Below are 13160 nucleotides of genomic sequence, written 5' to 3' on the forward strand. Positions count from 1 at the left end.
CGCTATACGCCGAGGAGACCATGAATCAAAGCGACCTCAATGCCCCGACCTGGCAATTGTCCGAACGTGCTCGCAAGCTGACCAGCTCGGCGATTCGCGAAATCCTGAAGGTCACCGAGCGGCCCGAGGTCATTTCGTTCGCAGGCGGTCTGCCCTCGCCCGCCACGTTCCCGGCCGAGGAAATGCGCGCCGCCAGCGACCGCATCCTGCGCGACTCGCCCGCCGCCGCGCTCCAGTACAGTGCGACGGAAGGCTATCTGCCGCTGCGCGAATGGGTTGCGCAGCGCTATTCGGTGAACGGCGCGCAAATCCGTGCATCGCAAGTGCTGATCACGACGGGCTCGCAACAGGCGCTCGATCTGCTCGGCAAGGTGCTGGTCTGCCCCGAAAGCCCCGTGCTGGTCGAAACGCCCACCTACCTCGGCGCGCTGCAATCGTTCTCGATGTACGAGCCGCGCTATGTGCAGGTGCCGACCGACGACAACGGCCTGATCCCCGAAGGTCTCACGCCCGAACTGACGAAGGGCGCGCGCCTGCTGTACGCGCAGCCGAACTTCCAGAACCCGACGGGACGCCGTCTGCCCGTCGAGCGCCGCCGCGCGCTCGCCGAACTCGCGAAGTCGGCGCCCTTCCCCGTGATCGAAGACGATCCGTACGGTGCGCTCGACTATCGCGGCGAACCGCTGCCGACCATGCTGTCGATGGCGCCCGATCACATCGTGCATCTCGGCTCGTTCTCGAAGGTGCTCGCACCGGGTCTGCGCGTCGGCTACATCATTGCGCCCGAAGAACTGCACTTCAAACTCGTGCAAGCGAAGCAGGCCACCGATCTCCACACGCCAAGCTTCACGCAGCGCATCGTGCACGAAGTGGTGAAAGACGGCTTCCTCGACACACACGTGCCGAAGATTCGCGAACTCTATCGCGACCAGTGTGAAGCGATGCTCGGCTCGCTCGAGCGCTACATGCCCGAAGGCGTGACGTGGAACCGTCCGGAAGGCGGCATGTTCATCTGGGTGTCGCTGCCGAAGCAGATCGACTCGATGAAGCTGCTCGAAGAAGCCGTCGCGCAAAACGTCGCGTTCGTGCCGGGCGGTCCGTTCTTCGCGAACGAAGCGCAGCACAACACGCTGCGTCTGTCGTTCGTCACGGTGCCGCCGGCGAAGATCGACGAAGGCGTCGCGCGCCTCGCGGAACTCATCCGCGCGCGTGTCTGAACACCCGCTGTATGATGCGCCATCGCGCGTCGCACGGCGCCAGTGCCCGGCCGGCATCGTAGTGAAGCCGGCCGCGCGCACGCTTAACGCTACTTTCCATTCATCGACGAGGACACGTCATGGCTCAATCGAATGTGTATGACAAGCTGAAGGAACTGGGCATCGAGCTGCCCGTCGCGGGCGCGCCCGCTGCCGCGTATGTGATGAGCGCGCAGAGCGGCAACACCGTGTACCTGTCGGGCCACATTGCGAAGAAGGACGGCAAGGTGTGGGCCGGCAAGCTCGGCGACAACATCAGCACGGAAGAAGGCAAGGCAGCCGCGCGTGCCGTTGCAATCGACCTGCTCGCGACACTGCATGCGCATGTCGGCGACCTGAACCGCGTCACGCGCATCGTCAAGGTGATGAGCCTCGTGAACTCGACGCTCGACTTCACCGAACAGCATCTCGTGACGAACGGCGCATCGGAACTGATCGCCGACGTGTTCGGCGAGAGCGGCAAGCATGCGCGTTCGGCGTTCGGCGTCGCGCAGATTCCGCTGGGCGCATGCGTCGAGATCGAACTGATCGCTGAAGTGCAATAAGCAGCGCGGCATCAACGGGACGTTCGCTGTGAGCGTCTCCGTCGCGAGCGAGCACCGACGCTAATACGCCGTCGATGATGTGAAAGCGTCATCGGCGGCGTTTTTTTGTGCCTTGACTTCGTGTGTTGAGCGCACCGACGTTGTGCCATCACAACACCGCGCACGCACAGCAGACTGCGCAGAAACCCCAGGTCGAACATCGGACAGGAAACAGACAATGCAAGAGCAAACCGTTCGCTTCAAACAGGTCGATGTGTTCACGTCGGTGCCGTTCAAAGGCAATCCGCTTGCCGTGGTCTTCGACGCCGACGGACTCGACACGGCGCAGATGCAGGCCATCGCGCAATGGACGAACCTGTCCGAAACGACGTTCCTGTTAAAGCCGACCGACCCGTCGGCCGATTATCGCGTGCGCATCTTCACGACGCAGGGCGAATTGCCGTTCGCCGGCCATCCGACGCTCGGCACCGCGCACGCGTGGCGCGAAGCGGGCAACCAGCCGAAGCAATCAGGCCGCCTCGTCCAGCAATGCGCGGCGGGTCTGATCGAACTGACGCAAGAAGATAGCGCGCGCAACGTGTGGGCCTTCGCCGCGCCGCCCGCGCGCGTCACGCCGCTCGCGCAAAGCGAATACGGCGCGCTCGCCGAAGCCATGCGCAGCGATGCGATCGATTACACAGCACAACCCTGCGCCATCGACAATGGTCCGCAATGGCTCGTGGTCCGTATGAAATCGGCGGCGGCCGTGCTCGCACTCGATCCCGATGCGGCAGCGCTGCGGCGTGTCGGGCAAACCGTGGGCGCGCTCGGCCTCGCCGCTTACGGGCCACATGACGCAAGCGGCCCCGCGACCTTCGAGCTGCGCTGCCTGATGATGGGCGGCGGCCTCGGCCTAGGGGAAGACCCTGTCACGGGCAGCGCGAACGCCGCGGTCGCGGGCTTGCTTACCGAACAGAACGCACGGCCCGGCGTGCAATACACAGTACGCCAGGGCACCGCGCTTGGCCGCACAGGCGACGTGTACGTGCGTTACGACGATGCAACAGGCAAGACGTGGATTGGCGGTGCGTCAGTGACGATTATCGACGGCACATTCCGCCTGCCGTAATCCGCAAAACGTAATAAGCCGAAGTGAAGATTGAGTGAATTGACATTTGCGCGTCACCTGGATGTTCTAAAAGTCCATTGAATGCGCACATGTAAAACGCCCCAATCCCATATGAATGCGGCCATTCATGCACACTGCATGAATGGCCGCATTGCCATGATGGCTGTCGAACTACCATTGCGGCGACTGGCCGCTCTTGCCCGGTTTTCGACACATTCTTTCAAACGCACGGCTGGCGCGCCTGTCGGGGCAGCACACGCGATCGGCGGGAAGCTTGCCCGCATGCCCGTCAAGGACAGCGTATACCCGATGCGCGGGCCCTTCCTTAATTATTGCCCATTCAGTAATATCAAATCGTAACCGATGACCAACGGGTGGTCTGGCTCGCCACCACACCCCGCTTCCATGACGCAGTTGCCGCCTGGTCGCCTTTTAACCATTCGTCGAAGCAGCCGGTTGCCTTACATTCGCGCAGTCAATCGAAACGCAAACACAGCAGCACAAGTACAGCCGCAAGGCACAGGGTCACGGTCCAGCCGATGAATCAGTTCCGCCTCTCTTCCGCGCGCGACGCCCGGCACCGCCTCGATCCGGCGGGCACCCGCCGACGCGCGCTGCTCGCGATTCCCGCGCTCGGCGTGCTGGTGCTCGTGTTGCTGTGGACGGTGATCTTCGCGCGGCTCTCGGTCGAGAAGGACACGACGTATCGCGAGGCGATGGCTTCGGCGGCGATCCTGTCGGCTGCACTCGAACAGCATACGGTGAAGGCCATTCACCAGGTCGACCAGATCACGCGTTTCGTCAAGTTCGAATTCGAAAAGACGCCGGGACGTTTCGATCTGGCAAGCACGGTTGAAAAAGGCGTCGTGCAGAGCGAAACGCTTGTGCAGGTTTCGCTGATCGACGAGCACGGCAAGCTGATCGCCAACACAGCCGACCCCAACCCGAAACCGATCGACCTGTCGGACCGCGAGCACTTCAAGGTGCACGAGCACGAGAACGACGATCAGCTGTTCATCAGCAAGCCCGTCCTCGGCCGCGTGTCGGGCCACTGGACCTTGCAGATGACGCGCCGCCTGAATCATCCAGATGGCTCGTTCGCGGGCGTCGTGGTGGTGTCGGAAGACCCGAGCTATTTCACCAGCGACTTCTACAACAACGCGGCCATCGGGCGCGACGGCGTGATCGCCGTGATCTCCGACAGCGGCGCGGTGCTCGCGCGGCGCACGGGCAATTCCGATCACGCGCAAGGCGTGTTCACGGCCACGGGCGTGTATCCGACCTCGGAACATGTGTCGGGCACCTATGTCGACTCCATCGACAACGTGACGCGCATCGTGTCGTACCGGCATATCGACGGCTATCCGCTCGGTGTGCTGGTCGGTCTGTCGCAGGCCGAAGAATTCGCCGACTACAACCACACACGCAACGTCTATCTGCTGATGGCGAGCTTCATCTCGCTCGCGATGCTCGGTTTCTTCGCCGTCGCCACCGGGCTGATCGGCAAGCTGCTCGGGCGCGAACGCGAGATGACGCATCTCGTCGAATTCGATCTGCTCACGGGGCTGCGTAACCGCTATTCGACCTTGCAGACCCTGCGTCACGACGTTGCGCAACCGGCCCATCTCGGCCATCTCGCAATCCTCTTCATCGACCTCGACAACTTCAAGACCGTCAACGACACGCTCGGCCACAATGCCGGCGACATCGTGCTGCAGATGACGGCCGCGCGTCTCGCCGACGCCGTCGGCGACGCGGGTGCGCTGTCGCGCATCGGTGGCGACGAGTTTGTCGTCGTGATCAAAGGCGACGATGTCGAGAAGCGCTCGGTGACACTCGCGGAAGCGATCGTCGAGATGTTCGCGAAGCCGTTCGAAGTGCGCGGCAGTTCGTTCGTACTGCATGCGAGCATCGGTATCGCGCTCTACTCCGTTGCAAACGAAAGCGAAATCGACCTGCTGAAAAAAGCCGACCTCGCGATGTACAGCGCAAAGGACGCAGGCAAGAACTGCTATCAGTTCTACTCGCCGCATCTGTCGCATCGCGCGGACCATCTGATGAAGTGGGAACAGCAGTTGCGCGTGGCGCTTGCCGACCAGCAACTGTTCCTCGCCTATCAGCCGAAGATCGATCTCGCCCGCCGCTGCATCACGGGCTTCGAAGCGCTGGTGCGCTGGAACCATCCGCAGCACGGGCTGATTCCCGCGAACGAGTTCATTCCCGTGGCGGAATCGACGGGTCTGATCGTGCCGATCGGCGACTTCGTGATCCGTACTGCTTGCCGGCAGCTCGCGCAATGGCAGCAACAGGGTTACGACACGCTGTCACTCGCCGTGAATATTTCGGCCGTACAGTTCTGGCGCGGCGACATCTACGAGACGATCTCGCAGGCGATCGAAGAAACGGGCATCGCGGCGCGCCGCCTCGAACTCGAGATCACCGAGACGGCGATGATGGAATATCCCGATCTCGTCTCCGAAAAGATCTTCGCGTTGAAGCGGCTCGGCGTGCGTATCGCGCTCGACGATTTCGGCACCGGCTATTCGTCGCTGTCGTATCTGAACCGCTTCTCGGTCGATACGCTGAAGGTCGACCGCTCGTTCGTGCAGGCCATTCCCGGCGATCGCAGCGTCTGCGTGATGGTGACGGCTATCGTGAACCTCGCGCGCTCGCTGGGGCTGACCGTGGTCGTCGAAGGCACGGAGACCGAAGAGCAGATTGCGTGGCTTGCGGCGCTCGGGCATATCGAGGCGCAGGGTTTCCTGTTCTCGCGGCCCGTCCCAGCCGAGGGCATCCCGGCGCTGCTCGAACGCTTCGGCGTGTGCGGCACGCACGGTGCCGTGCGTCTTTCGCACGCGAGAGATCTGGATCACACGAGCGACGCTGCGAGCACGAGTACCAGCACGAGCAACGAATCGGCCTGAGCGACATTCGCCGCAGCGACGCGGCTTCGCTGCCGCCAGTCATCCGGCGCGCTCCAGGCAAGCTCGAGGCATGCACCAGGCGCGTATCAGGCGCCTGATAGAACACGAAGGGTATCAGCGCAATTCGGGCGGATTCGCCTGACCTCGCATGACCTCAGCGCGCGTTGTCATGGCCATCGACGGCGCGGGCTTGATAAGAAACCAGCCCAACAGGTGTTCTCATGCGCCCAGCCAGGGAGATGACGGCGCTTCACGCGCCCACAGAAAACGAAACCACGCGATGCCACGAGCGCGAGCCGCTCTGGACGCTGTTTCGCGTCGTGTTCGGCTTGTCCGCGCTGTCGTGGGGCGGGCTCGCGCTGATGGCGCAACTGGAGAATCACTACGTCGAGCGTGAGGAGCGCCTCACGCGCCTCGCGTTCTCCGACATCGTGGCGCTTGCGTGGATGGTGCCGGGCCCTGTCGGCTGCAATGTCGCCGTGCAGCTCGGCCATGTGTTGCGCGGACGTGCGGGCGCATGGGTCGCGGGCATCGCGAGCGTGCTGCCCTTCTTCATGCTGATGACTGCCTTCGCGATCTTTTACCAGACACCGCTGGTGCGCGAAGTCGCGTCGCAGACGCTGCTCAACCATTTCAGCGTCGTGCTGGCGACGCTGATCGGCGTGACCTGGTACAAGCAGACACGTGCGCTCGTGCGTGGGCGGCTCGAATGGACGGCGGCCGTGCTGGGCAGTATTGCGCTGGTTGGCGCGCATACGCCGGCTGCGTATATCGGCATGCTCGGCGCGGCATTCATGTCGGGCTGGGTGCGCAGCGATGCGCGCGACGCCCGTCTCTCGACGACGCTCAGCCCAGGCGACTGGCGGTTGTTGATTGGTTTGTGCGTGCTGCTGGTGATTTTCGCGCTGCCTTTGCCGCATCGATATGAACTCGCGCTGCTGTGGCCGCGGCTTGCGGGTGCGGGATTGACGCTGTTCGGCGGCGGTTTTTCGGCGCTGCCGGTGTTGAAGACGCTGTTCGTCACGCCGGTTGTCGGTGTGACCGATAACGAGTTCACGCTGGCGTTTTCGCTATCGCCCTTGTCGCCTGGACCGTTGCTGAATGTCGTGCCGTTCTTTGGTTATCTGATCGAGGGATGGCGTGGGGCGGTCATTGCAACGATCGCCCTCTTCGTGCCTTCGGGCTGTCTCGTTGTGCTTGCGCAGCGTCACTTGCATCAGTTGAAGACGAACCCGCGGTTCGAGCACGGCATGCGCGTGCTGCGGGCAGTCACGACGGCGTTTCTGGCTATTGCCGTGCTGCGCATCGTGCGGAATGTGCCGTTCGAGCCGGCGTATCTCGTGACTGCGCTGTTTTCCGGATTTTGCTTTGCGAAGCTGAAGATGCCGGTTTATGCGGTGTATGGGACTGTTGCTGTTGTGTGTGGTGTGTGGCTTTACTTTGTGCCTGTTGGCTGAAATGTTGCTTCTGCTTCTGCTTCTGTTTTTGTTTTTGCTGGCATCCGCGCTATGCCTTCGTGATTCATGCGTTGCCCCTGTGCGGGGCGGCACTTACTTTCTTTGCCGCCGCAAAGAAAGTAAGCAAAGAAAGCGGGCTAACACCGCCCGCTCTTGACCACCGCCTGAGGGCCCCCAACGGGTCCTCTCCTTCACACGACAACTTCTCAGTACCCGCGCGTTGCTAGCGCTTCGGCTCGGCGCCTCACCCACTTCGATCACCCGTAACACAGCCAGCGGCAGCGAATAGTTGCGGCCGCCCAGGTGGCAAACTGTGTGTAGATCGTAGTGCTTCACACCTCGGCGCTCCTACGACACCGATCGTGTTTTCGAGCCGTGACCCTGGTTTCCCGTCTGGAGTGGAGCGCATACGTCGCGAAAGCCGACACACAGTTTGCCGCTATAGAACGTGGGAGATTTGATCGCGCTTGTGGCGACGCGAGAGTGTGGAGCGGGTGATGAGCTTAGCCGAAGCGTTGGCAGCCGGCGTCGAGAAGGATGCTGTCGCGCACAGGACGGGGCCGTTGGGGGCCCGTGGGCAGCGAGAATAGCTGGCGGTGTTGAGCGGCTTTCTTTTGCCCACTTTTCTTTGCCGCGGCAAAGAAAAGTAGGTGCCGCCCCGCACAGGGGCGACGCGTGAATCACGAAGGCAAATCGCGGATGCCAGCGAAAGCAAAAGCAAAAAGCAAAAAACAAAAATCAACAAAACTCAAAAACCCGCCGCAGAAGCGGCATTTGACTGCGCTGCGAACCGCGCTCAAAACCCGCGCGACAACACCGCAACCCCAATCGTCACGATCCCCAACACCAGATTAACAACAACCAGCCGCCGCACGGTGGCCACAGCACGCGCACCATCAGGCCACTTCTGCGCCTGCACAGCACGCCGGATCCGCGGAAAAACCGCAAAACGGATATGCCCGAAAATCAGCATCATCACGATACCGATACCTGCCATCGCATGAAGCTGCCAGGTCGCATGGCCACCTCCGAACTGCATCAGCAGGAAACCACCCGTCAGCAGAATAACGAGCACCGACACACCGACCCAGTTGAAAAACCGGCCGAACACCGACTCCCACAGCGGCAGCCGCAATTGCGGCGAAAGATCTTCGAGTGCCGGACGCAGGCAGAAATGCGCGAATATCATGCCGCCAATCCACACGGCGACACCCAGCAGATGCAGAAAGAGCGCGATTTCAATCGCCTTGTTCATTTTGTTTTCCTTTCCCGATATAGCGCGCTGCCGTTTTGTGCAGCCAGAAAACGCGGCACTGACATGCGTCAATGACCGCGTTCGACTCGCGACACGATGCGCAGTTCATTTGCTGCGCTAATTTCTTTTCCATGTTACGCCGTGAGACACCCCGCTCACGGCGCACATCATCGTTAAGTGCCCAGCACCGGACGAAGCGACGTCACCTCTTTGAGCTTCGTATCCGGCGCGCGGCCCTTGCGAGCGCGCTTGCCGACACACGACGCCAGCGACGCACCCGACAACTGCTCTTCCGTCGGCTTGTTGCGATACACGCCTTCCAGCACGACGCCCGCCTTGTTGATCGCCAGCGCCTGTGTCAACGCTTCGTTCGAATCGAGCGCCATCAGGATCACGCCGCGCCCACCGCCCGACAACGTCTTCATCTCGTCGAGACCGAACACCAGCAGACGCCCGCCGCCCGACAGACACGCGACCTGCGTCGCGTCAGGCAACATCGGCATCGGCGCGAGCGGTGTCGCGCCTTCGTCGATCGTCATGAACGCCTTGCCCGCCTTCACGCGGCTCACCATATCGCCCACCTTCGCGATAAAGCCAAAGCCGTTCGACGACGCCAGCAACAGCGCCTGATCCGCCGACGCCGCGAAGTAATGCATCAGATGCGTGCCCGATTCGAGCTCGATCAGCGACGTGACAGGAACGCCATCGCCGCGTCCGCCCGGCAACTGCGCGACGGAAACGGAATACACGCGGCCCTTGCTGCCCCACGCGATCAGCATATCGGGCGTGCGGCACTGGAACGCCGCGTACAGACCGTCGCCCGCCTTGAACGTGAAGCCTGCGGGATCGAGCCCGTGGCCCTTCAGTGCCCGCACCCAGCCCTTCTGCGACACGACGACGGTGACAGGTTCATCGACGACACGTGCTTCGAATGTCGCGCGCTTTTCCTGCTGGATCAGCGTGCGGCGATCGTCGCCGTATTGCTTGGCGTCAGCTTCGATTTCCTTGATGAGCAGGCGCTTCATCGCCGATTCGCTGCCAAGCAGTTCTTCGAGCTTCGCCTTCTCGTCGCGCAGTTCGGACAGTTCCTTCTCAATCTTGATCTTTTCCAGGCGCGCCAACTGACGCAGTCGGATTTCAAGAATGTCTTCGGCTTGTCGATCGGACAGACCAAAGGCTTCGATCAGCGCAGTCTTAGGCTCTTCCGATTCGCGAATGATGCGGATGACTTCGTCGATATTCAAAAAGACGATCATCCGACCTTCGAGGATGTGAATCCGGTCGTTGACCTTGCCCAGACGATGCTGCGTACGGCGCGTTACCGTCGTGAAACGGAAGCCGACCCATTCGCGCAGGATCTCACCAAGGCCCTTCTGGCGCGGACGGCCATCGGCGCCGACCATCACCAGATTCAGCGCCGCGTTCGACTCGAGGCTCGTATGCGCGAGCAGCGTAGTGACGAATTCGGTCTGATCGATGGTGCGCGACTTCGGCTCGAACACGAGACGCACGGGTGCGTCCTTGCCAGACTCGTCGCGAACGGCGTCGAGCAGACCGAGCAATGTCTGTTTCGTCTGCAACTGTTCCGGCGTCAGCGACTTCTTGCCGAGCTTGATTTTCGGATTCGTCTGTTCTTCGATCTCTTCGAGCACCTTCTGACCAGACGTATTCGGCGGCAATTCGGTGATAACGAGTTGCCACTGGCCGCGCGCGAGATCTTCGATCTTGTAGCGCGCACGCACCTTGAGACTTCCGCGGCCCGTCTCATATGCCTGCGCGATTTCCGCTTCGCTCGAAATGATCTGACCGCCGCCCGGGAAGTCCGGTCCGGGCACGAGTTGCATCAGTTCAGCGTGCGTGATGTTCGGATGACGGATCATCGTGACGGCTGCCGCTGCGACTTCGCGCAGGTTGTGCGACGGAATTTCCGTCGCCAGACCCACCGCGATACCCGATGCACCGTTCAGCAGCACGAACGGCAGACGCGCAGGCAGCAGCTTCGGTTCCTGGAACGAGCCGTCGTAGTTCGGCATGAAATCGACGGTGCCCTGGTCGATCTCGTCGAGCAGCAGTTTTGCGATCGGCGTGAGACGCGCTTCCGTGTATCGCATGGCCGCTGCGCCGTCGCCGTCGCGCGAGCCGAAGTTGCCCTGGCCGTCGATCAGCGGATAGCGCATCGAGAAGTCCTGCGCGAGACGCACGAGTGCGTCGTACGCCGACTGGTCGCCGTGCGGGTGATATTTACCCAGCACGTCGCCGACCACGCGCGCCGACTTCACCGGCTTCGCGTTGTCGCCGAGACCCATCTCGTTCATCGCGTACAGGATGCGTCGCTGCACCGGCTTCTGGCCGTCGCAGACGTCGGGCAGCGCGCGGCCTTTCACGACGCTCACCGCGTATTCGAGGTACGCGCTTTCCGCGTAGTTGCCAAGCGTCAGCACATCGCCTTCGGGCGCGGCCGGCTCGGCGAAAAGATCGGTAGTGTTGTCGTCCATCTAGATTCCGTGTCCTTGTTGGGCGGCGTGCGCTTCGTGCGTCACATGCATGGCATGGTTCGCGGGCACGAAGCGCGGCGGCGCTCAGATATCCGCTTCGACCTGGTTGCCCTTCTCTTCGAGCCAGCTACGGCGCGACGACGCTTCGCCCTTGCCCATCAGCATCGTCATGCGTGCGACGGTTGCGTCGAAGTCGAGTTCGCCCAGCGCGACGGGCGACAGGCGCCGCGTGTCCGGGTTCATCGTCGTGTCCCACAACTGCTCGGCGCTCATTTCACCAAGGCCCTTGAAGCGGCTGATCGACCATTGCGATTCACGCACGCCGTCCTTGCGCAGCTTGTCGAGGATCGCTTCGAGTTCGCCTTCGTCGAGCGCGTACAGCTTCTGCGCGGGCTTCTTGCCGCGCGCGGGCGCATCGACGCGAAACAGCGGCGGACGCGCGACATGCACGTGACCGCGTTCGATCAGTTGCGGGAAATGCTTGAAGAACAGCGTGAGCAGCAACACCTGAATGTGCGAGCCGTCGACGTCAGCATCGGACAAGATACAGATCTTGCCGTAGCGCAGATTGGACAGATCGACGGTGTCGTCCGGGTTATGCGGATCGACGCCGATCGCCACGGAAATGTCGTGCACTTCGTTGTTCGCAAACAGACGATCGCGCTCGGTTTCCCATGTATTCAGCACCTTGCCGCGCAGCGGCAGGATGGCCTGATATTCCTTGTCGCGGCCCATCTTCGCGGAACCGCCCGCCGAATCGCCCTCGACGAGGAACAGCTCGTTACGGCCAATTTCCGTCGATTCGCAATCCGTCAGCTTGCCGGGCAGCACGGCGACGCCCGAACTCTTGCGCTTCTCGACCTTCTGGCCGGCACGCGTGCGCGCCTGCGCCTGCTTGATGACGAGATCGGCGAGCTTCTTGCCGTGCTCGACGTGCTGGTTGAGCCACAGTTCGAGCGCCGGACGCGCAAACGACGACACCAGCTTCACGGCGTCGCGGCTATTCAGGCGCTCCTTGATTTGCCCCTGGAACTGCGGATCGAGCACCTTCGCCGACAGCACGAACGACACGCGCGCGAACACGTCTTCCGCGAGCAGCTTCACGCCCTTTGGCTGCAGGTTGTGCAATTCGACGAAGCTCTTCACGGCCTGGAACAGACCGTCGCGCAGACCCGCTTCGTGCGTGCCGCCTGCGGGCGTCGGAATCAGATTGACGTAGGACTCGCGCGTGAGCGGCCCTTCTTCGCTCCACGCGACGACCCACGCCGCGCCTTCGCCTTCGGCAAACGTCTCTTCGTTCGAACGCGAGCTTTCCGCGTAGCGCTCGCCTTCGAACAGCGGGATCAGCAGATCACTGCCCGCCATGCCTTCCATCAGATAGCCGCGCAGGCCGTCTTCGTATTTCCAGCTTTGGCGCTCGCCCGTCTTTTCGTTGACGAGCACGACCTCGACGCCCGGCAGCAGCACGGCTTTCGAGCGCAACAGGCGTTGCAGTTCGCCGAGCGGCAGGTTGGGTGAATCGAAGTATTTCGGATCGGCCCAGGCGGTAACGCGCGTGCCGGATTTCTTGTCGGCCCGAGCCGCGGCGCGAACCTGCAGTGGCTTGACGACGTCGCCATGTGAGAAGCTCAGCTCGGCGACCTTGTTGTCGCGCCACACGGTGACGTCGAGGCGCGTGGACAGCGCGTTCGTGACCGACACGCCGACGCCGTGCAGACCGCCCGAGAACGTGTAGGCGCCGCCGGCCGCCTTGTCGAACTTGCCGCCCGCGTGCAGACGCGTGAAGACGATTTCGACGACGGGCACGCCCTCTTCGGGGTGCATGCCGAACGGAATACCGCGGCCGTCGTCTTCGACGGACACGGAATGGTCGGCGTGCAATGTGACGGTGATCTGACGGCCATAGCCGCCGAGCGCTTCGTCGGATGCGTTGTCGATGACTTCCTGGATGATGTGCAGCGGATTTTCGGTGCGCGTGTACATGCCGGGCCGCTGTTTGACCGGCTCCAGGCCCTTGAGCACCTTGATCGATGCTTCGCTATAGGCGGCGTTAGGCTTTTTCGTTGACATGGCTTGCTCGGGTCCGTCGGTTCATCGTTGTCCACAAGTCCTGTGGACAG

Annotated in this window: 8 protein-coding genes; 5 read left to right on the forward strand and 3 right to left on the reverse strand. The window is 62.2% G+C overall.

The annotated features are described in order from the left end of the window. The first annotated feature begins 20 nt into the window (after window positions 1-20). From G3O01_RS31590 to G3O01_RS31610, 5 genes are all read left to right on the forward strand, one after another. The gene (locus G3O01_RS31590) at window positions 21-1217 is read left to right on the forward strand and encodes a PLP-dependent aminotransferase family protein (RefSeq protein ID WP_205810913.1); all 1197 of its coding nucleotides are present in this window, start codon (window positions 21-23) and stop codon (window positions 1215-1217) included. Between the two features lie 119 nt (window positions 1218-1336). Further along, a complete protein-coding gene (locus G3O01_RS31595) occupies window positions 1337-1801 on the forward strand; it encodes a RidA family protein (protein ID WP_205810914.1) in 465 nt (154 codons plus the stop codon). Between the two features lie 217 nt (window positions 1802-2018). Then, the gene (locus G3O01_RS31600; protein WP_205810915.1) at window positions 2019-2909 is read left to right on the forward strand and encodes a PhzF family phenazine biosynthesis protein; all 891 of its coding nucleotides are present in this window, start codon (window positions 2019-2021) and stop codon (window positions 2907-2909) included. A gap of 539 nt (window positions 2910-3448) precedes the next feature. Continuing rightward, the gene (locus G3O01_RS31605; RefSeq protein WP_205810916.1) at window positions 3449-5833 is read left to right on the forward strand and encodes an EAL domain-containing protein; all 2385 of its coding nucleotides are present in this window, start codon (window positions 3449-3451) and stop codon (window positions 5831-5833) included. Between the two features lie 239 nt (window positions 5834-6072). Further along, a complete protein-coding gene (locus G3O01_RS31610; RefSeq protein WP_205810971.1) occupies window positions 6073-7290 on the forward strand; it encodes a chromate transporter in 1218 nt (405 codons plus the stop codon). A gap of 796 nt (window positions 7291-8086) precedes the next feature. Here G3O01_RS31610 and G3O01_RS31615 read toward each other — a convergent pair. From G3O01_RS31615 to G3O01_RS31625, 3 genes are all read right to left on the reverse strand, one after another. Continuing rightward, a complete protein-coding gene (locus tag G3O01_RS31615; RefSeq protein ID WP_205810917.1) occupies window positions 8087-8545 on the reverse strand; it encodes a CopD family protein in 459 nt (152 codons plus the stop codon). A gap of 173 nt (window positions 8546-8718) precedes the next feature. Continuing rightward, a complete protein-coding gene (gene parC, locus G3O01_RS31620; RefSeq protein ID WP_205810918.1) occupies window positions 8719-11040 on the reverse strand; it encodes a DNA topoisomerase IV subunit A in 2322 nt (773 codons plus the stop codon). 84 nt (window positions 11041-11124) lie between these two features. Further along, complete coding sequence (locus G3O01_RS31625; protein ID WP_205810919.1) at window positions 11125-13110, reverse strand: DNA topoisomerase IV subunit B; 1986 nt, start codon at window positions 13108-13110, stop codon at window positions 11125-11127. Window positions 13111-13160 lie beyond the last annotated feature (50 nt).

It is taken from the genome of Burkholderia sp. Ac-20365, from assembly GCF_017104715.1.
Taxonomy (GTDB): domain Bacteria; phylum Pseudomonadota; class Gammaproteobacteria; order Burkholderiales; family Burkholderiaceae; genus Paraburkholderia.